This is a genomic window from Mesorhizobium australafricanum (assembly GCF_033977265.1).
GTDB lineage: Bacteria > Pseudomonadota > Alphaproteobacteria > Rhizobiales > Rhizobiaceae > Mesorhizobium > Mesorhizobium australafricanum.
The window spans coordinates 400,449-419,693 of record NZ_JAVIIT010000001.1; the positions used below are offsets into that span (position 1 = coordinate 400,449).

A 19,245-nucleotide genomic window follows, 5' to 3' on the forward strand; every position below is an offset into this window, starting at 1 on the left:
GGTCGCTGGGCGCCCGTCTTCGACTCCGACTCGGCCCGACCTTTAATCTCGACACACCTAAAAGCGCGCCGCGCCGGCAAGTCTTCGCTAACCACGCCATTTGCCGGTTTCTCAAGATACTTCTGATATGCCTGTCCAAACGACGCATAAAGTTCCCCGGTGACGGGCGACGGGCAGGGACGGCAAATGGGCGAATTGATCATGAGCGTCGCGGGGCTGACCTCGAAGAACAAGATCACGGCCGAGGACGTGACGATGCTGCGGCGCGACGTTTTCGCGGACGGTGTGGTGAGTCGCGGCGAGGCGGAGGCGCTGTTCGCGCTCGACCAGACGGCGCGCGACAAATGTGGCGAATGGGCACCGTTCTTCGTCGAGGCGGTGACCGACTACATCGTCCGCCAGGAAAAGCCGGAGGGCTATATTTCTGAAGAGAACGCTGCCTGGCTGGTGCGCACGATCTCGCGCGACGGCATGGTCGACAGCCGCACCGAGCTCGAGCTGGTCGTGCATGTGCTGGAGGAAGCGAAATCCTCGCCGGCACAGCTTTCGGCCTATGCGCTGGAGCAGGTCGCGCATGCGGTGCTCGACGGCAAGGGGCCGCTCATGCATGGCGGCAGCCTGGTTCCCGGCCATATCGCCAAGGCCGAGGTCGATCTCTTGCGCCGCATCCTCTATGCCTTTGGCGGCGACGGTAACATCGCCATCAGCAAGGCCGAGGCAGAGGTCCTGTTCAGGATCAACGACCGGACAGCGGCCGCCGACAACGATCCGTCCTGGAACGACCTCTTCGTCAAGGCGATCGCCAACCATGTCATGTGCTCGGCCGGCTACGAGCCGCCGACGCGCGAGGCGGCGCTGCGCCACGAAAATTTCCTCGATGAAGCGGCGCCGACGCTCGGCGGTTTCTTCAACCGCATGGTCTCGGGCGGGTTCGGTGCGATCCTCGAAGCCTATCATTCGCCCGGCGACATCGAGGCCGAATGGGAAGCCAGGAATCGGGCCACCGAGGCGCTCGCCCGTCGCGCCGAGACGATCGACGCCGACGAGGCAAAATGGCTGGCCGAGCACGTCGGTGGCGGCCAGCGGCCGCTGCGCGACAACGAACGTGCGCTGCTGACGCTGATCAAGCACGCTTCGCCGGAAATTCATCCGGCGCTCAAGCCGCTGCTGGATAAGGTTGCTTAGGCGGCTAACGTCCTGCAAAAAATGACATTGGAATGGCCTTCCGGCCATCCAGCGAGTTCGGCCATACGCTCGAAGCCCGCCTTCTCGTAGAGGCCCGGCGCTTGGAAATTGTGCGTTGAAACCCAGATGCGCCGGACACCCCGCGCGGCTGCCTCCGCGACAAAGGCATCGAGCAGCTTTCTGCCGTGGCCAAGGCCTCGATGGGCCCTGTCGACCCACATCAGCTCGAGCTCGGCGATGCCGGCCCACGAGTAGCCGGCAGCAATGCCAATAGCATGATCGGCTGCGTCCCGCAGGGCAAAGACGAGGGAACGGTCGTCGTCACGACCGGTCAGCCCACGGTTGTCTCTGTTGAGACGCTCCTCGATGGCGTCGAGTTCGCCTGCCGCCAGATCGTGCTCGGCCTTCAGGCGAGGGCTCATCAAATCCCGCCATACCAGTCGTAGCCATTGTCTTCCCAATAGCCGCCGCGGCCGCCGCCGACATTGGCAAAGCTGTCGACCAGCTCGATCTTGTAGATATATTTGGGCATCTTGTAGCCGAGCTGGCGCTCGACGCGCACGCGCAGCGGCGCGCCGTTCTCGACCGGCAGCGGCTTGCCGTTGAGGCCATAGGCCAGGATCGTCTGCGGATGGCGGGCGTCGATCAGGTCGATGGTGCCGTAATATTTGATATCGCCGGACAGGCTTTGCTCGATCGTGTCGAGGCAATGGAACATGACGTAGCGGGCCTGCGGCTTCACCACCGCCTGGTCGAGCACCAGCGACAGCGGCGTGCCGGTCCATTTGGCGATGCAGCTCCAGCCTTCGACGCAGTCGTGACGCGTGATCTGGGTGCGGCTCGGCATGTTCTGGAGCTCTTCGCGGGTCAGCGACAGCGGCTTTTCGACAAGGCCTGAAACCTCCAGGCGCCAGTCGGCGAAATTATTGGCGAGCAGACCCTTGTAAGTGTCGTCGTCGGGTGCTGTGACGCCGTTCGGCCGCTGCGGCTGGCGGATGTCGGCCTCGGTGAATTCCGGCGCCAGCGCGTCGCGACCGGCGAGCAGGCGCTGCGCGCGCCAGGTCAGGCCGTTGGCGTTTTCGAGGAAGCTGCGCAAGCCGCCGCCGATGCCGAGGCCGCTGTCGAAGGCATCGCAACCCGACAGCGCGATGCCGGACAGGCCGAGGCTGCTGGCGGTCAAGAATTTGCGGCGACTGATCTGGAATTTTGCCATGTCAGACGCTCCTCTCGGTTGGCTGGTCGTGCTTTGCAGGAGGGTCGGTGCGGTACCAGCCGGTGATGATCGAACGCAGTTCGTTGATCGGGCCGGCGGCGAGGATCATCAATATGTGGATGAGGAAGAAGAGGACGAGCAGGACCATCACCGTGAAGTGGATGGTGCGCGCCGTCTGCCGGCCGCCGAGGATTTCGTTGAGCCAGGGCAGCACGGAATTCATGCTCGGCGACATGGCCAGGCCGGTGACGATCATCAGTGGCAGAAGCACGAAGAGCACGCCGCCATAAGCCATCTTCTGCAGCGTGTTGTATTCGCGCGTATGATGGAACTTCAGCTTCGCATGATCGACGATATCGTGCGGCAGCTTGCGCAGATCGGAGAGGCGAGGGGCGAGGTCACGGCGGATATGGCCGTTGATGAGGCCGGATATCAGCCAAATCAGCAGTGTTGCGCTGAGCACCCAGGCGAAAAAGAAATGCACGACGCGCGCAGTGCCTAGATCGTAATAGGAGGGAATTGTCGCCCAGGCCGGAAAAGCGCGCTGCGTCTCCTGTCCCGGCGGACCCGACCAGCCGAGCACGCCCGTGGTGTCGAAGCGATGGCCGAAGATTGCGGTGAAACCGCGCGGTCCGTTCGCGGTGTTCTCGGCGCCGATCTGGAGGATGGTGTTGTTGAACTCGAAGCCGGACTGCTTGCCGATATAGAGCTGCGGGCGCGCGTTGAAGATCTGCAGGCCGGAAAGCAGCATGAAGAAGAGCGAGAAGGCCCAGATCCAGTGGGTCAGCCGCGTCCAGCGCGATTGCCGATAGATGAGGGTCGTGTCCTTGCCGTCCAGCTTGGGGGCGGACTGGTTGTTGGCAACAGTGTCCATCTTGCCTCCGGCCGCCTCACGCAAGCGGCTTCTCAGATCATTGTCTCCCTCTCAATACGCCGCCACGCAAGGTAATGTTTCATGCGATCACGGATTTATTACGGAGCGCCCAGGCTGACCGCGAGATTGACCGCCGCGGCAACGATCACGGTGTTGAAGAAAAAGGTCAGGATCGAATGGACGAGCACGACAAGGCGCATCTGCGAGGTGGTGATGGCCGTGTCGGCGGTCTGAGCCGTCATGCCGATCACCGTCGCGAAATAAAGGAAATCCCAGCCTTCCGGCCGCTTGCCGCCGGGAAAATCGAGGCCGCCGACCGGCATCCTCCTGAGGGTCTTGTCGTCGATCTCGTCGCCATCCTTCCAATAGACATGCGCGTAGTGCAGCGACGCCATGGCATGGATGGTGAACCAGCCGAGCGGGATCGAGAGCATGGCGAAGGGGAGTTGCAGGGGATGCGCTGCATCCTTTCGGTTGATGAGCAGGAACAGCGAGACGATGGCCGCACCGACGACAAAGAGCGTCACGGCAAAAATCAGCAATACCGGCAGGTCGGTCGCGCGTGCGTTCTTGCTGAGATAGCGGCCGGTAAGGCTCGGCATCAGGGCCAGCACCAGCGCGATATAGCTCACAAAAAATACATTGGCGCCGATGGAGTAGGGGAGCGGCGCGCGCAGCAACAAGGCAGCGAGCAGCGCGACGATGCCGATGGCCGCGGCCAGGGCGAACTGCATGTGCCGATGCATCGGCGTCTTGAGGGATGTATCGTCGCCCATGGCCCGGCCTCCTGAAAGGCGTTCGGATCAGTCCGGTGTGACGGATTTCAAGGCACGCCGCAAGATGCGGTCGAGCTCGCCGAGGAACTGCGACCTGTCCTTCGGCGTGAAGGAGGCATTGAAGCCTCGGCTTTCGCCGCTCTCGCGCAGATGCTGCTTCAAATCGCGCATCGCCATCGCCATGCCGATGGTCTCCGGCGTGAACGGGCGGCCGGTAGGCCCCAGAACATGCGCGCCGAGAGCCACTGTGCGCGCGGCCAGCGGGATATCGGCCGTCACCACGATGTCGTTGGCCCTGGCGTTGTCGACGATCCAGTCGTCCGCGGCATCCGCGCCCTTGGAGACGACGACGTTGCGGATCATCGGATCGCGTGACGGCCGCAGGCCGCCATTGGAGACGTAGGTGACGACGACCCCGTGGCGTTCGGCGACCTTCTCGACCTCGGCCTTGACCGGGCAGGCGTCCGCATCGACGTAGATGATAGGGGCAGGCATCGTCTCTCCAAATGAGCATGGGGCCGGCGTTGGCCGGCCCCATGGCAGAAACATCAGAATTTGTCAGGCCGGAAGCGCGCCGGACCTCTTGGCGGTCCAGGTGGCCATGTAGTCCATCAGGCCGGGGTTGAGGCAGTCATAGGGCTCGAGCCCGATCGACTTCAGCTGAGCGCGAATGCCGTCCATGCGGCTTGGGTCGACCCCGGATTCGATGATCGAGGAGACGAAGGCGGTGAAGCCCGGAGGCGACCAGCCTTCCTCCTCGAAGCGCTCGGGATGGATGAAGGACAGGCCCTTGAACGGATGGTCGCGCTCGACTGGGCCATGCATGTGGACGCCGCAGCCGGTGCAGGCATGGCGCTGGATGAGCGCTGCCGGGTCGACCACTTTCAGCTTGTCGCCGTTCTCCGTGACCGTGACGTCGCCCGTGCCGGCAACGGCCACCACCGAGAAGATGGCGCCTTCCGGCTTCCAGCACTTGGTGCAGCCGCAGGCGTGGTTGTGCGCGATCTGGCCCTTGACCTTCACCTTCACCGGATTGCTGGTGCAGAGACAGACCAGCGTGCCGCCGGAAAAGCTTGCGCTCTCCTTCGGCAGGCCGTTGTCGATCGAGTGATGCAGTTTTTCCGCCATTCCTACTTCCTCCCTGTTTGACCACAGAGGTCGCGGGCGCTCCGGCCTGCGGCCCGGTGGGTTCCTCTACCAATGGTTTTGCTTCAGTAAACCACCACGCTGCGGATCGACTTGCCCTCATGCATGAGGTCGAAGCCCTTGTTGATGTCCTCCAGCTTCAGCGTATGCGTGATCATCGGATCGATCTGGATCTTGCCCTCCATGTACCAGTCGACGATCCTCGGCACGTCGGTGCGGCCGCGCGCGCCGCCGAAGGCGGTGCCCATCCAGGTGCGGCCGGTGACCAGCTGGAAGGGGCGCGTCGAGATCTCCTGGCCGGCGCCGGCAACGCCGATGACGACTGACTTGCCCCAGCCGCGATGCGAGGCCTCCAGCGCCTGGCGCATCACCTTGGTGTTGCCGGTGCAGTCGAACGTGTAGTCGGCGCCGCCGATCTGGTCGGCGCCGCGCTTGGTCAGGTTGACCAGGTAAGGCACGATATCGCCGTCGATCTCCTTCGGATTGACGAAATGCGTCATGCCGAACTTCTCGCCCCAGGCCTTCTTGTCGTTGTTCAGATCGACGCCGATGATCATGTCGGCGCCGGCAAGGCGAAGGCCCTGGATGACGTTGAGGCCGATGCCGCCGAGGCCGAAGACGGCAGCCGTCGCGCCCTGCTCGACCTTGGCCGTATTGATGACAGCACCGATGCCGGTGGTGACGCCGCAGCCGATGTAGCAGATCTTGTCGAAGGGAGCGTCGGGATTGACCTTGGCCAGCGCGATCTCCGGCAGCACGGTGAAGTTGGAGAAGGTCGAGCAGCCCATGTAATGGAACAGCTTGTCCTTGCCGATCGAGAAGCGCGACGAGCCGTCCGGCATCAGGCCTTGGCCTTGCGTGGCGCGGATGGCGGTACACAGATTGGTCTTGCGCGACAGACACGACGGGCACTGCCGGCATTCGGGCGTATAGAGCGGGATGACATGGTCGCCCTTCTTGACCGAGGTCACGCCCTTGCCGACATCGACCACGATGCCGGCGCCTTCGTGGCCGAGGATCGCCGGAAACAGGCCTTCCGGATCGGCGCCCGAGAGCGTGAACTCGTCGGTGTGGCAGATGCCGGTCGCCTTGACCTCGACCAGCACCTCGCCGTCGCGCGGCCCTTCGAGGTCCACCTCCATGATCTCCAGCGGCTTTCCGGCGGTGACAGCAACGGCGGCGCGCGTTTTCATGAGGCTCTTCCTCCCAATCGATCTGTGAGTTTTAGCTAACGGCAAGCTGCACGTGGCGAATGCCAGCCTGCCATCCCATCGGCGTTGTGGGTAGCTTAGCGAGTTCCGCGCTGGCGGCCAACGTCTCTTGCGACGTTTTTCGGCGCGCTTTCTGCAATCGGCACCGGCCACGAAAGCCGACCTGCGGACACTTGAGGCGCGCCGGAATTGTCCATAGAACTGGACCGCTGCGCTGGAGGAACGACATCCGAATGTTCAAGAAGATCCTGATCGCCAATCGCGGCGAGATAGCCTGCCGCGTCATCAAGACGGCGCGCAAGATGGGGATTGCCACCGTCGCGGTCTATTCGGATGCCGATCGCGATGCTGTGCATGCCGAAATGGCCGACGAAGCGGTGCATATCGGTCCGCCGCCGGCGGCACAGAGCTATCTGCTGCCTGAGAAGATCATCGCCGCCTGCAGGGAGACCGGCGCGGAAGCCGTGCATCCGGGCTACGGGTTTCTCTCGGAGCGTGCCTCTTTCTGCGAGGCGCTGGAGAAGGAAGGCATCATCTTCATCGGACCGAAACCCAAGGCCATCAAGGCCATGGGCGACAAGATCGAATCGAAGAAGTTCGCCAGCGAGGCCAAGGTCTCGACCGTACCGGGTTGGCTCGGTGTCATCGAAGACGCCGACCATGCCGAAAAGATCGCCGGCGAGATCGGCTATCCGGTGATGATCAAGGCCTCGGCCGGCGGCGGCGGCAAGGGCATGCGCATCGCCTGGAGCAAGGCGGAGGTGCGCGACGGCTTCGATCGGGCGCGTTCGGAAGCGAAAAGCTCCTTCGGCGACGACCGCGTCTTCATCGAAAAATTCGTCGTCGATCCGCGCCATATCGAAATCCAGGTACTGGCCGACGCGCATGGCACCGCGCTTTATCTCGGCGAGCGCGAATGCTCGATCCAGCGCCGCAACCAGAAAGTGGTCGAGGAGGCGCCGTCGCCATTCCTCGACGCCAAGACCAGGAAGGCGATGGGCGAGCAGGCGGTGGCCCTGGCGAAGGCTGTCGACTACCAGAGCGCCGGCACCGTCGAGTTCATCGTCGACAAAGACAAGAACTTCTATTTCCTTGAAATGAATACGCGATTGCAGGTCGAGCATCCGGTGACCGAGCTCGTCACCGGCATCGACCTCGTCGAGCAGATGATCCGCGTCGCCGCCGGCGAAAAGCTCGGCATCAGGCAAGGCGACGTGAAGCTCAACGGCTGGGCGGTGGAAAGCCGCCTCTATGCCGAGGATCCTTTCCGCAATTTCCTGCCGTCGATCGGCCGGCTGACCCGCTACCGGCCGCCGCAAGAAGGCACGTTCGGCGACATCATCGTGCGCAACGACACCGGCGTCGCCGAAGGGTCCGAGATATCGATGTTCTACGACCCGATGGTGGCAAAGCTCTGCACCTGGGCGCCGACGAGGCTGGAGGCGATCGACGCGATGTCGGAGGCGCTGGACAGCTTTGTCGTCGACGGCATCGAACACAACATCCCGTTCCTGGCGGCGCTGATGCAGCATCCGCGCTGGCGCGAGGGGCGGCTGTCGACGGGCTTCATCGCCGAGGAATATCCGGACGGCTTCGCGCCGGTCGAGCCGGACGGCGAGGAGCGGGCGGTATTCGCCGCAGTCGCCGCGGCGATCGAACTGTTGCGCCGCGACCGGCTGGACCGCCTCGCCGGCAGGCTGGCGCCGCATTCGGGCCATCTCAAGCGCGACTGGGTGGTCAAGATCGGCGCCGACTATCTTCCGGTCGAGATCGTCGACGGCATGATCTCCATCCCGATGGAGGTCGACCTGTCGATCGACGGCGGCAAGCCGTTGACCGTCGCCTCCGACTGGCGGCCGGGCGACGCGATCTGGCAGGGCGCGGTCGGCGCAAACAGGATTTCGGCGCAGGTCCGCCCAATGCTGAACGGCCTGCGCATCGCCTGGAAAGGCATGTCGGTGACCGCGCGCGTGATGCTGCCACGCATCGCGGAGCTGGAAAGGCTGATGCCGGAAAAGCTGCAGCCGGACACCTCGAAAATGCTGCTCTGCCCAATGCCTGGTCTTGTCGTCTCGATCGCCGTCGCGGAAGGGCAGGAAGTCAAGGCCGGCGAGACGCTGGCCGTGGTCGAGGCGATGAAGATGGAAAATGTGCTGCGCGCCGAACGCGACCTCACGATAGCCAAGCTCAACGCAAAGCCTGGCGACAGCCTGGCGGTCGACGCGGTGATCATGGAATTTGCCTGAGCGGCTTTGCTGTGCACCGGTGACCGCTGGACTCGCATCACGCGCTCCCGGACAATACATCTGCACCGATGTTGAGTCCTTTCGAGCGATACGAGCCCCATGGCGGATGAACGACTTCCACGAGACCCGTTGCAGCGCGAAGCAGCCGTGAAGGCCGCGCGGCCTGAAACGCCGGCGCGGACCTTCATCCATCTGCGCGTGCATTCGGCTTATTCGCTGCTGGAAGGCGCCTTGCAGCTTGGCGCGATCGTCGGCCATGCGGTGAAGGACGAGGCGCCGGCGATAGCGGTCACCGACACCAACAATCTGTTCGGCGCGCTCGAATTCGCCCAGAAGGCGGTCAAGGACGGCATCCAGCCGATCATCGGCTGCCAGATCGATCTCGCCTTTTCCGGCGAGGCAGGCGACGGCCAGCGCGACCGCCGCCGCCATGGGCCGGAAATGTCGCCGATCGTGCTGATCGCCGCCAGCGAGGACGGCTACGGCAATCTCGTGCGGCTGATCAGCAAGGTCTATCTGGAGACGCCGCCCGGCGAGCCGGTGCATCTGGCCAGCGCCACGCTGGAAGGCCGGTGCGATGGGCTGATCTGCCTGACGGGAGGGCCGCGCGGTCCTATCGGCGCTGCTCTGAAGGCCGATCGGCGCGACCTCGCCGAACAGCGGCTGCTGTTCCTCAAAGGCCTGTTCGGAGACAGGCTCTATGTCGAATTGGAACGAGTCGCCGGCTATGACCGCATGGTCGAAAAATCGACGATCGACCTGGCCTATACGCATGAGTTGCCGCTGGTCGCCACCAACGAGGCTTTCTTCTCCAAGCGCGATGATTACGAGGCGCATGATGCGCTGATCGCCATCGCCGAGGGCTCGGTGGTTGCGGCCGATAACCGCCGGCGGCTCGCGACGGACAATTTCCTGCGCAGCCAGGCCGACATGGCGCGCCTGTTCTCGGACCTGCCGGAAGCGATCGACAACACGGTCGAGATCGCGATGCGCTGTTCCTACTATCCGAAGAACCGCAGCCCGATTCTGCCGCGCTTCACCGGCGCCGACGCCACTGACAAGGATGCCGCGGAGAAGGCCGAAGCAGCCGAGCTTGCGCGGCAGGCGCGAGAGGGACTGGAGGCGCGGCTTGCCGCGCACGGACCGACGCCGGGCTACACGGTCGAGCAATATCGCGAACGGCTCGAATTCGAGCTCGGCATCATCGAGAAGATGAAGTTCCCTGGCTATTTCCTGATCGTTGCCGACTTCATCAAATGGGCGAAGGCGCAAGGCATTCCGGTCGGGCCGGGGCGTGGTTCGGGCGCCGGCTCGCTGGTCGCCTATTCGACCACCATCACCGACATCGACCCGCTGCGTTTCTCGCTGCTGTTCGAGCGCTTCCTCAACCCGGATCGCGTCTCGATGCCGGACTTCGACATCGACTTCTGCCAGGACCGGCGCGAGGAGGTCATCCGCTACGTCCAGCAGAAATACGGCCGTGACCAGGTCGGGCAGATCATCACCTTCGGTACGCTGCAGGCGCGCGCGGTGCTGCGCGACGTCGGCCGCGTGCTGCAGATGCCTTACGGCCAGGTCGACAAGCTCTCGAAGATGGTGCCGCAGAACCCGGCCAACCCCGTCAAGCTGGCCGATGCCATCGCCAACGAGCCGCGTTTTGCCGAGGAGGCGGAGAAGGAGCCGATCGTCCAGACGCTGCTCGACATGGCGCAGAAGCTCGAAGGCCTCTACCGCCATGCCTCGACGCATGCCGCCGGCATCGTCATTGGCGACCGGCCGCTGTCGGAACTGGTGCCGATGTACCGCGATCCGCGCTCCGACATGCCGGTCACCCAGTTCAACATGAAATATGTCGAGCAGGCGGGACTGGTAAAATTCGACTTCCTCGGCCTGAAGACGCTTACCGTGCTGGAAACGGCGGTGAAGCTCATCCGCCGGCGCGGCGTCGACATCGATCTCGCCACGATACCGCTCGACGATCCCGAAACCTACGCCATGCTGTCGCGCGGCGAGGTGGTCGGCGTGTTCCAGGTTGAAAGTGCCGGCATGCGCAAGGCGCTGATCGGCATGCGGCCGGACTGCATCGAGGACATTATCGCGCTGGTGGCGCTCTACCGTCCCGGCCCGATGGAGAACATCCCGACCTACAACGCCAGAAAGCACGGCGAAGAGGAGATGGCCTCGATCCATCCCAAGATCGACCACCTGGTGAAAGAGACCCAAGGCGTCATCGTCTACCAGGAACAGGTGATGCAGATCGCGCAGGAGCTGTCGGGCTATTCGCTCGGCGAAGCCGACCTGTTGCGCCGCGCCATGGGCAAGAAGATCCGTGCCGAGATGGACAAGCAGCGCGAGCGCTTCGTCACGGGCGCGGTCGAGCGCGGCGTCAGCAAGCCGCAGGCCGATTTCATCTTCGATCTCCTGGCCAAGTTCGCCGACTACGGCTTCAACAAGTCGCACGCGGCTGCCTATGCGGTCGTTTCCTATCAGACCGCCTATCTCAAGGCGCATTATCCGGTCGAGTTCCTGGCGGCGTCGATGACGCTCGACATGAGCAACACCGACAAGCTTGCCGATTTCCGCCAGGATGCGATGCGCCTCGGCATCGAGGTGGTGGCGCCGTCGGTGATGTCGAGCTTCCGTCCGTTCGAGGTCGGCGAAAACAAGATCTTCTATTCGCTGGCGGCGCTCAAAGGCGTCGGCGACGCTGCGGTCGAGCACATCGTCGACAAGCGTGGCGAGAAGCCGTTCAAGAACCTTGCCGATTTCTGCGAGCGGGTCGATCCGAAGATCGTCGGCAAGCGCGTCTTCGAAAGCCTGATCATGGCCGGCGCGCTCGATTGCTTCGGGCACGACCGCGCGCAGATGATGGCCGGCGTCGAACGGATGATGGGCCTTGCCTCGCTGGCGCAGCAGAACGCTATTTCCGGCCAGGCCGACATTTTCGGCGCTTCGCTTGGAAGCCAATCGCAGGCGCTCAACCTGCCGGCGACCGATCCATGGCTTGCCGCGGACCGGCTGCATCGCGAGTTCCAGGTCGTCGGCTTCTACCTCTCGGCGCATCCGCTGGATGAGTACAAGGCAGCACTCCAGAAGATGCGGGTGCAGAACTGGGGTGAATTCTCGGCCGCGGTCAAACGGGGTGCGGCCGCCGGGCGCCTTGCCGGCACCGTCACCACCAAGCAGGAGCGCAAGACCCGCACCGGCAACAAGATGGGCGTGGTGCAGTTTTCCGACACGACCGGCCAGTACGAGGCGGTGCTGTTCTCCGAAGGGCTGGCGCAGTATCGCGACATGCTGGAGCCCGGCCGCTCCGTGGTGATCACGGTTTCGGCGGAAGACCGGCCGGAAGGCATCAATTTGCGCATCCAGACGGTGCAGTCGCTGGAGGACGAAGCCAGCCGCATCCAGAAGGCGCTGCGCATTTTCGTGCGCGATGCAGCACCCCTCGGGACGCTCGCCAACCAGCTCTCGGTCAAGGGCGAAGGGCAGGTGAGCTTCGTGCTGATCAAGGACGCCGGCCAGGGCGAGGTCGAGATCGAGCTGCCCAACCGCTACCGCATCTCGCCGCAGGTCGCATCGGCGATGCGCGCGGTGCCGGGCGTGGTGGAGGTGGAGCTGGTCTAGCCGCCAGTCGTCGCATGTAGCGCGGGGATGAAATTCCCGCCAATACGCTGCATTTACCGCAATACCCCAAGCCCGACGACACGCGACGGGTGTATATTATTATTAGCTAACTTGTTTTAGTGTTGCGCACAGGCGCCGGGGCGCATGCCTGCGTTGCCTGGAAGGCTGACGATTGGGCCAGGGGGGCATCATGGTCGACAGGTTGGATTTTGCGCCGGTCCAGACGGGTCGGGATGGCGGTCGCGCTGATGGTGCGGAGGCTCCGCTCGTGTCGGCTGTTATCCCTTGCCTGAATGAAGAGCGCACGCTCGGCATCTGCATTCGCAAGGCTTTTGATGTTTTTGCGAAGCGAGGCATCAAGGGTGAGGTCGTGGTCGGGGACAACGGGTCGAGCGATCGCTCGGTCGAGATTGCCGAGTCCCTCGGCGCGCGCGTCGTGCACCAACGGGTCAAGGGATACGGCGCGGCGATCAGTGCCGCGGCTGAATCCGCACGAGGCAAGTACCTTGTCATGGCGGACGCGGACGACTCCTACGACTGGAGCAACCTCGGCGACTTCATCGACGCGTTAGAGGGTGGCGCCGAACTGGTCATGGGCGATCGCTTTGCGGGCGGTATCGAGCCTGGCGCCATGCCGCCGCTGCACCGGTATCTCGGAAATCCTGTGCTTTCGACGATTGCCCGCTGGCTTCATCATTCTCCGATACGTGATTTTCATTGCGGCATGCGCGGGTTCACCCGCGATGCGTTCCGCAGGATGGGCGCACGCTCGCCCGGCATGGAATTCGCCTCGGAGATGGTCATCAACGCGCATCGAGCGGGTCTCGTGATCCGCGAAGTGCCGATCAAGCTCTATCCCGACAAGCGCGGCCGTCCGCCTCATCTGCGCTCGTTCCGCGACGGCTGGCGACACCTGCGGCTGATCATAGCCCATGCACCAGACACCATGTACCTTATACCGGGAGCGGGCTTGCTGTTGGCGGGCATCTTCGGCCTTGCGGCCCTCGCTGCCGGACCCGTCCGGATCGGTGGTTGGTATTTCGGAATTCACTTCGTCGCGCTCTCCTCCATGGCGACTTTGATCGGCCTTTTAGCGATTCTGTTCGGTGTGCTGGCCAAGGTGGCGATCGCTATCTATCACCCTGTCCACAGCGACCGGATCGTACCTTGGCTGATGCGCGGCCGCCCGTTGGAATGGCTGGTCTTTTCCGGCGGCGTGCTGGCAGTGGCTGGCTTTGTCGCAGACGCGCTGCTGGCGCTGCACTGGATCTTTGTCGGCGGCCCGATGGAGCAGTCGGTCCACCTGACCTTTGTGACCACCACCGCCTGCGTGGCCGGCATGTCCATGGTGCTGTCCGGCTTCGTGCTCAAGCTGCTGCTTGATAACTTGGGTGACAGGCGTGTGTTCTGACCGTCCGGCTGGCTTCCGAGCGGAAACTCGAGCAGCTCGCAGCGCGGACGAAAAGCCATTTCTATCCGTCGTCATGCCGGTCCACGAGGGGACTGCATGGATCGAAGCGACACTTGACTCGCTGGTTGCCGAGCCAAACGGCAACCTGGAAATCATTATTGTCGACAGCAGCCCGACGAGCACCACAGCTGCCATTGTCGAACGATTTGCCCACCGATTGCCCCTTCGGTTGCTACAGCGAAGGAACCTTGCGCCCTGGCAGGCGAAGACCAATTTAGGCGTCAAATTAGCGGCCGCTGATCACGTCTGCATCCTTCACCAAGACGACCTGTGGTTGCCCGGGCGCGTCGAAGCCGTCCGCCGCTGGCTCGCTGGCTCGCCCGAAGCCGGACTGCATTTGGCTCCGACCGCTATCATTGACCGCTTCGGCCGTCGAATTGGGCGCTGGAACTGCCCTTTGCCGGCTGGCAAGCTGCTCGGGGCGCAATTCCTGCTGGAGCGGCTGCTCGTGCAAAATTTTGTCTCGGTGCCCGCTCCGATATTCCGCCGAACCGCATGGCTGGCGTGCGGGGGCATGGATGAGAAGCTGTGGTACACTCCGGATTGGGACATATGGGTGAAGCTCTCCAGTACCGCTCCGGTCATTTATCACGACGAGATCACGACAGCCTTCCGGGTTCATGGCAGTTCGCTGACCGTAACCGGCTCCCGTGACGTCAACGAGTTCCGGTCGCAAATGCAGATTGTCATGGAGCGCTATCTTCCCCGACTTCCGGCGAGCAGCCGACGCTGGGTCGAACCTGCCGCCCGGGCATCGATCAGCGTCAACGTGCTGCTGGCCGCCGCCTCGGGCGGCGACCTGATGGCCTTGGTCCGCGCCGCGCGTGTTGTGCTTTCGCTCGGACCGATCGGCATGAGGCGCTATTTGCGTGACTCGCGGTTGCGGGAGCGTGTCACGTGCCGGCTTCGCGCGAAACTAACAGGGGCTTTCTGACGCCGATGCCGGGTCCACCTATACCCACGAACGAGCAGTTGGATCAGCAATCCCATGCCGGTGTCAGCAAAAGACCACTTGTGGAACGCGGGTGGCGGTACGCGCTGGTCGGGGCTGTTTGCGCAACTGCGCACAACGCCATTATGATTGCGGCCGATCAGGTGGGGGTGCATTACCTGCTGGGCACCGTGATTTCGTTCTTGGCGGTGACGCCAATTGGATACGCACTGCACAGCCGGTTCACCTTTGCCGAGCCACTTCGCTTTGAGGCATTGGCGCGTTTCGTAGGTGGCGTGGCCATGGCCTATCCAATTTCGGTAGCCATGATGATTGTTCTGTGTTCTGGCCTCGGTTTTAGTGTTGCGATAGCGACTCCGATCGCTACCGTCGCTCTGTTCTTCTGGAACTTTATCGCTGCGCACTGGGCCATACTGCCGCGACTCTATCTGCGGCGGCGGTAACGGTCGTGTATCGCCCTGAACTGGCGATTAGGACGTGCGAAAAAGGTCGCTGCAATGCTCACCATTTCTGATTTTGTAAACGGTGAGCTGGTATTTGCTGGTTATTCCTTGGTGGCAATCACCCTGATTGCGGACGGATTGTGTGTCAGGACTTCCCCCAGGACTTGCAATGGGTGTGCTAAGATGCCCAGTAGCAGCCAGAACAAATTATTAGCTCCTCCGAAAATGTCGGCGAATGATCTACCCATTGTCGGAACGGTCACCCTATGTACGGACTCAATTTTGAGGCCGTTGCCCTGCATCAATCTGACTAGTGAGTTACGAGTAAAATGGTGTCTGTGGTACGGCAGATACCACGCATCCCAAAATTTTCCGAACGCCCTAGCCCACACACAATCGATGTTCGGAACCTCGATCACGATCTTGCCCCCATGGCGCGCATACCCGGATATGGTCGCGAGCAATCCGGCAGCATCGTCATCATGTTCCAAGACGTGCAATGCAATAACGATGTCAAAGCCTTCCCTGCAGGAGTCGAGTTCCGCAGGACCTAGATATGGCCTTTTAGCCAGCTCAACCGGAGGTTCGACGTGCATGTCGGCACCAATGACTGTCGAAGCATCGCCAGCCATTTCACCAAGGATTCTTGTGAATTGTCCGCTTCCGCAACCGAAATCAAGAATCCTTCCCTCCGCGCCGCCAACTTGCCGCAAGAGTTTTCTGGCCTGTGAGCGGAAGGCAATATCCTTGATCGCGTGTGAGAGGCCTTTCGCGTCCGGCTGAAAATCCTGGCTCTCTCGGTTTTGGTAAAGAAAGGCCACATCAGGCAACGGCGGCATGGAGACACCGTGACCACAACGCATGCAGCGCACAACCTCGACGTGCTCGAACTTGCCGCTACGATCCAGGAACTGGCCCAGCGACACATACTGGCACGCTTCCGAATCATCACCAAAGCAGATCATTCGGAACACCCCTTAGCCGTGCATCGCAATCCGATCAGCACAAGACAATATCAACATTCCATTCGGATGCTGGCAACAGCTAACGCCATTGCCTCAAGCTGCCTTGTGAGCGTGCGCATTCCGTGCGCACAATACACCTTCTTCAACGATTCAGGCTCTTTGTGGCTGCAAAGAATTTGGCACCGTAAGTTCGATGACAACAGAAGCGGTGGAAACGAGTAACGATGACGATTTATCCCGAACAGCAACTGCATTTATAGGTATCGCCGTCGCGATAAAGATCGTCATTCTATTCGTCTTTGCGTATGAATGCCGCTTTGTCATGGACGAATTCGTCCAGCTCGGATGGGCAAAATATTTCTCCAACGGCCTCTTCGATACGATCTGGCATCCCAAGGCGGTTGGCTATGCGATCTTCTACGAGATCGCCCACCTGATCGGCTGGGACGCCACATCGATCCTGCTTGTCGGTCGCATGCAAACCGCCCTGTTGGCGTGTGCTACCGTGGCCATGGTCTACGCCTGCGCTCGCGCGCTTGGGGAAGATCGGATCCGTGCCTTGATCATCGTCCTCCTCCTCTTGTGTTTCTCGAATTTCATGGAGCGTATCTTTCGCACCATCGCCGAACCGCTGGCGGTGTTCTTCGCCGTGGCGGCGCTGCTGGTCGTCTTGCGGGCGCGTAAATTGAGGGGATGGCAGATTGTCGCCGCTGGCGGCCTGAGCGGCATGGCATTCCTCGCGACGCAGAAATCAATTTACTTCAACCTGGCGCTAGGCCTTAGTCTGGTCGCCGACGCAGCTTTGATGAGACGCTACGCAGCAGGTGTGGCCCGCGGCGTGTGGCTCGTGCTGGGATGGACTGTTCCCATAATAGTCTACTGCTTCATCTTTGGCGGAGCTGACCCTATTCCGATCGCCAGGAACCTCGTATTCGGCCCGATCGAGATCGCGACGCGCGGGGGTGGTGACTATGGGGGTCTGAGGCAATTCGTGTTTCAGACGCTCGCGCGGAACTATGTTCTCTATGTCTTCTGTTTCGCCGGCATAGTTCTGTCCCTAACACAGATCATGAAGTTCGACGAACGGAGGCGAATTGCGCTGGTCTTCTCCGTCGTCATCACGGTGCTGGTCTTCGCGCACGACCAGCCGTGGCCTTATGTGTTCATCATGGCGTTGCCGTTCATGTCACTATGGTCATTGACAATGCTCGACGGCATCGCAGCCCGCGTGCGTTACCAGCGCCTTGCTTGGATAGCGCTGGTCACGGCCATGGCCATAAGCTTCGTTGCCAATCTACTCTACCTTCGCATCGACAATGCGGCCCAACTTGAACTTGTGGCGCGTGCGGAGTCACTGCTCGCGCCGGATGAACGCTATTTCGATGGCATAGGAATGCTGCCCAATCGGATGGAGCCGACGACCTTGTGGCTCGACAAACACTATGTGCTCGCGACCTTGCGGGAAAGCGGACACTCCGAGGCGTATAGTGTCCTGAGCAAGTCTCGGCCGAAGCTGATCCTATGGTCTTACCGGATGGACTATATCTATCCCGTAGTCGCGCCGCTGGTTTTGAACAGCTACGTCAGAGTGGCACCTAACCTTTGGATCGCTGGTTACCGCCTTGCTCCCGGTGAGCGGAAGGTTTTCGATGTTCCCATTGCTGGAAGCTATGCGCTCTACAGCGCAGACGGAACGCCGTTGCGGGGTCAGGTCGAAGTCGACGGCAAAGTACTTGACCCGCCATTTCAATTTTCGACCGGACCGAAGACGGTGACATTGCGCAACAGCTCAGGCGAAGCGTTGCTGCTGCCGACGGGTTCGTACGCTGGCCATTTCAAATCCGGCAGCGACAATTCTCTATTTGCCGACGTCTACGATTGAACCGAGTGCTGCTCGATCGACGGGGCGTTGACGGCAGTTGTGTCGGCGTCAGCCAAGCCCGGTCGGATCGTAAGCGACCGAACCAGGCTACCGACTTACTTGCCTAGGACGCGGCCATCTCGGCAGGCTGCGGCGTCTTCTTCTGCAAATTGAGCAGGTTGCCGGCCAGGATCAGGGCAGCGCCGCCGGCGGTGAAGACGTCGATCTGCTCATGATAGAGCAGCCAGCCGACCAGAGCCGACAGCGGCACGCGCAGGAAATCCATCGGCGAGATGATGGTGGCATCGGCGTGAACCAGCGCGCGCGCCAGGCAGAAATGCGACGACATGCCGGTGAAGGCGATCAGGAATATCCACGGCCAAAGCCCGGGCGAGGGGTTGTGCCAATAATACAGCGCCGGGATGAGGCCCACCGCCGACTGGATGACAAGCATCCAGAAGATGATGCGCACCACGCTCTCGGTCTTGGTCATCGACTTCACCAGCACCATCGAGATGCCGAAGCAGACCGCTGCGCCCAGGACGACGAGGTGGCCCGGATCCATCGAGCCCGCGCTGGGCCGCACGATGACGACCACGCCGATCAGGCCAAGCACGATCGCCGCCAGCTTCGACCGCGACAGTCTTTCCCCCAAAAAGCCGACCGCCAGGATCGCGGTCCAGATCGGCGTCGTGAACTCGATCGAGATCAGCACGGCCAGCGGAATAAGCGTCAGTGCGTAGAGCCAGGCAGCCTGGCCGGTATAGTGGATGACATTGCGGGCGATATGGGCGAAAGGGCGCTGCGTGAGCATTGCGGCAAAACCGCCGTTCATCATCACCAGCGGCAAAAGGATGAAGAAGCCGATCACCGAGCGCAGCTCCAGAACCTGGAAGACGTTGAGCTCGGCGGTCGTCTCGCGGCCAGCAATCGACATCCCCAGAAACGAGGTGATTGACAGCGCCATCCAGAGCGCGGCTTTTGGGATCGAGGGAGCAGGTGCCATTTGGGGCTCTATGTCGCAAGACCGGACTTTGGCCGCAACCATTAGCGGCGTCATTCCACTGGGCCAGTGAACAGGGTGTCAAAAAACCGTCATCGCGACGGCGGAACCTGGCGCCTGGGCACCCGTTAAGTCCACGCTTAGGCCTTCCTCCGGAAGGAACCGGCTGGCGGGGTTCCCGTTTCCGCGAAACGGGGAACCACTCCAGCTCTTTGTTTTGACGCAATTCGGGACGGAAGGGTACGGCGAAGTCGCTGAGACCAACCGTTTTA

At 62.1% G+C, this 19,245-nt stretch carries 16 protein-coding genes; 7 read left to right on the forward strand and 9 right to left on the reverse strand.

All coding sequences use genetic code 11. The features are described 5' to 3' along the window. Nucleotides 1–186: 186 nt before the first annotated feature. Nucleotides 187–1,185: a hypothetical protein gene (locus tag RFM98_RS01970; protein ID WP_320307261.1), complete on the forward strand. Its 999-nt coding sequence runs from the start codon at nt 187–189 to the stop codon at nt 1,183–1,185. Here RFM98_RS01970 and RFM98_RS01975 read toward each other — a convergent pair. From RFM98_RS01975 to RFM98_RS02005, 7 genes are all read right to left on the reverse strand, one after another. Further along, on the reverse strand, nt 1,182–1,607 hold the full coding sequence (locus RFM98_RS01975) for a GNAT family N-acetyltransferase (RefSeq protein WP_320307262.1): 426 nt from the start codon (nt 1,605–1,607) through the stop codon (nt 1,182–1,184). The genes RFM98_RS01970 and RFM98_RS01975 overlap by 4 nt on opposite strands. Next, nucleotides 1,607–2,398, reverse strand: a complete 792-nt coding sequence (locus RFM98_RS01980; RefSeq protein WP_320214599.1) for a molybdopterin-binding protein — start codon at nt 2,396–2,398, stop codon at nt 1,607–1,609. Before RFM98_RS01980 ends, RFM98_RS01975 begins: the two co-directional genes overlap by 1 nt. Before the next feature lies 1 nt (nt 2,399). Beyond that, nucleotides 2,400–3,272, reverse strand: a complete 873-nt coding sequence (locus RFM98_RS01985) for a cytochrome b/b6 domain-containing protein (protein ID WP_320307263.1) — start codon at nt 3,270–3,272, stop codon at nt 2,400–2,402. A gap of 98 nt (nt 3,273–3,370) precedes the next feature. Continuing rightward, nucleotides 3,371–4,048, reverse strand: a complete 678-nt coding sequence (locus RFM98_RS01990; RefSeq protein WP_320307264.1) for a DUF1345 domain-containing protein — start codon at nt 4,046–4,048, stop codon at nt 3,371–3,373. Between the two features lie 27 nt (nt 4,049–4,075). Continuing rightward, nucleotides 4,076–4,543, reverse strand: coding sequence for a YaiI/YqxD family protein (locus RFM98_RS01995; RefSeq protein WP_320307265.1), 468 nt, complete (start codon nt 4,541–4,543; stop codon nt 4,076–4,078). 63 nt (nt 4,544–4,606) lie between these two features. Beyond that, the gene (gene gfa, locus RFM98_RS02000) at nt 4,607–5,176 is read right to left on the reverse strand and encodes an S-(hydroxymethyl)glutathione synthase (RefSeq protein ID WP_320307266.1); all 570 of its coding nucleotides are present in this window, start codon (nt 5,174–5,176) and stop codon (nt 4,607–4,609) included. Between the two features lie 83 nt (nt 5,177–5,259). Then, the gene (locus tag RFM98_RS02005) at nt 5,260–6,387 is read right to left on the reverse strand and encodes an S-(hydroxymethyl)glutathione dehydrogenase/class III alcohol dehydrogenase (protein WP_320307267.1); all 1,128 of its coding nucleotides are present in this window, start codon (nt 6,385–6,387) and stop codon (nt 5,260–5,262) included. Between the two features lie 251 nt (nt 6,388–6,638). On the opposite strand from RFM98_RS02005, the gene RFM98_RS02010 reads away from it, so the two are divergent. The 5 genes from RFM98_RS02010 to RFM98_RS02030 all read left to right on the forward strand — a co-directional run bounded on the left by RFM98_RS02010 (nt 6,639) and on the right by RFM98_RS02030 (nt 15,144). Then, nucleotides 6,639–8,651, forward strand: a complete 2,013-nt coding sequence (locus RFM98_RS02010; RefSeq protein ID WP_320307268.1) for an acetyl-CoA carboxylase biotin carboxylase subunit — start codon at nt 6,639–6,641, stop codon at nt 8,649–8,651. Nucleotides 8,652–8,750: 99 nt separating this feature from the next. Then, nucleotides 8,751–12,278, forward strand: a complete 3,528-nt coding sequence (gene dnaE / locus RFM98_RS02015) for a DNA polymerase III subunit alpha (RefSeq protein WP_320307269.1) — start codon at nt 8,751–8,753, stop codon at nt 12,276–12,278. Nucleotides 12,279–12,468: 190 nt separating this feature from the next. Beyond that, entirely contained in the window at nt 12,469–13,689 is a 1,221-nt protein-coding gene (locus RFM98_RS02020; RefSeq protein WP_320307270.1) for a glycosyltransferase family 2 protein, read from the forward strand. Further along, a complete protein-coding gene (locus RFM98_RS02025) occupies nt 13,679–14,683 on the forward strand; it encodes a glycosyltransferase (RefSeq protein WP_320307271.1) in 1,005 nt (334 codons plus the stop codon). Before RFM98_RS02020 ends, RFM98_RS02025 begins: the two co-directional genes overlap by 11 nt. Before the next feature lie 38 nt (nt 14,684–14,721). Next, a complete protein-coding gene (locus RFM98_RS02030; protein WP_320307272.1) occupies nt 14,722–15,144 on the forward strand; it encodes a GtrA family protein in 423 nt (140 codons plus the stop codon). A gap of 101 nt (nt 15,145–15,245) precedes the next feature. Here the strand turns inward: RFM98_RS02030 and RFM98_RS02035 are convergent, their stop codons facing one another. Then, on the reverse strand, nt 15,246–16,109 hold the full coding sequence (locus RFM98_RS02035) for a class I SAM-dependent methyltransferase (RefSeq protein ID WP_320307273.1): 864 nt from the start codon (nt 16,107–16,109) through the stop codon (nt 15,246–15,248). A gap of 193 nt (nt 16,110–16,302) precedes the next feature. On the opposite strand from RFM98_RS02035, the gene RFM98_RS02040 reads away from it, so the two are divergent. Continuing rightward, nucleotides 16,303–17,991 carry a DUF7055 domain-containing protein gene (locus RFM98_RS02040; RefSeq protein WP_320307274.1) on the forward strand — a complete coding sequence of 563 codons (1,689 nt, stop codon included), beginning with the start codon at nt 16,303–16,305 and terminating at the stop codon, nt 17,989–17,991. 103 nt (nt 17,992–18,094) lie between these two features. On the opposite strand, the gene RFM98_RS02045 is transcribed toward RFM98_RS02040, so the two are convergent. Next, nucleotides 18,095–18,976, reverse strand: a complete 882-nt coding sequence (locus RFM98_RS02045) for a DMT family transporter (protein WP_320307275.1) — start codon at nt 18,974–18,976, stop codon at nt 18,095–18,097. Between the last annotated feature and the right edge of the window lie 269 nt (nt 18,977–19,245).

What these genes read in the sequence shown, in the direction of transcription:
- RFM98_RS02045 (WP_320307275.1), bottom strand. Translation starts at nt 18,976, where the DNA reads ATGGCACCTGCTCCCTCGATCCCAAAAGCCGCGCTCTGGATGGCGCTG.
- RFM98_RS02010 (WP_320307268.1), top strand. Translation starts at nt 6,639, where the DNA reads ATGTTCAAGAAGATCCTGATCGCCAATCGCGGCGAGATAGCCTGCCGC.
- RFM98_RS02020 (WP_320307270.1), top strand. Translation starts at nt 12,469, where the DNA reads ATGGTCGACAGGTTGGATTTTGCGCCGGTCCAGACGGGTCGGGATGGC.
- RFM98_RS01990 (WP_320307264.1), bottom strand. Translation starts at nt 4,048, where the DNA reads ATGGGCGACGATACATCCCTCAAGACGCCGATGCATCGGCACATGCAG.
- RFM98_RS01980 (WP_320214599.1), bottom strand. Translation starts at nt 2,398, where the DNA reads ATGGCAAAATTCCAGATCAGTCGCCGCAAATTCTTGACCGCCAGCAGC.
- RFM98_RS01975 (WP_320307262.1), bottom strand. Translation starts at nt 1,607, where the DNA reads ATGAGCCCTCGCCTGAAGGCCGAGCACGATCTGGCGGCAGGCGAACTC.
- gfa (WP_320307266.1), bottom strand. Translation starts at nt 5,176, where the DNA reads ATGGCGGAAAAACTGCATCACTCGATCGACAACGGCCTGCCGAAGGAG.
- RFM98_RS02035 (WP_320307273.1), bottom strand. Translation starts at nt 16,109, where the DNA reads ATGATCTGCTTTGGTGATGATTCGGAAGCGTGCCAGTATGTGTCGCTG.
- RFM98_RS02005 (WP_320307267.1), bottom strand. Translation starts at nt 6,387, where the DNA reads ATGAAAACGCGCGCCGCCGTTGCTGTCACCGCCGGAAAGCCGCTGGAG.
- dnaE (WP_320307269.1), top strand. Translation starts at nt 8,751, where the DNA reads ATGGCGGATGAACGACTTCCACGAGACCCGTTGCAGCGCGAAGCAGCC.
- RFM98_RS01970 (WP_320307261.1), top strand. Translation starts at nt 187, where the DNA reads ATGGGCGAATTGATCATGAGCGTCGCGGGGCTGACCTCGAAGAACAAG.
- RFM98_RS02040 (WP_320307274.1), top strand. Translation starts at nt 16,303, where the DNA reads ATGACAACAGAAGCGGTGGAAACGAGTAACGATGACGATTTATCCCGA.
- RFM98_RS01995 (WP_320307265.1), bottom strand. Translation starts at nt 4,543, where the DNA reads ATGCCTGCCCCTATCATCTACGTCGATGCGGACGCCTGCCCGGTCAAG.
- RFM98_RS01985 (WP_320307263.1), bottom strand. Translation starts at nt 3,272, where the DNA reads ATGGACACTGTTGCCAACAACCAGTCCGCCCCCAAGCTGGACGGCAAG.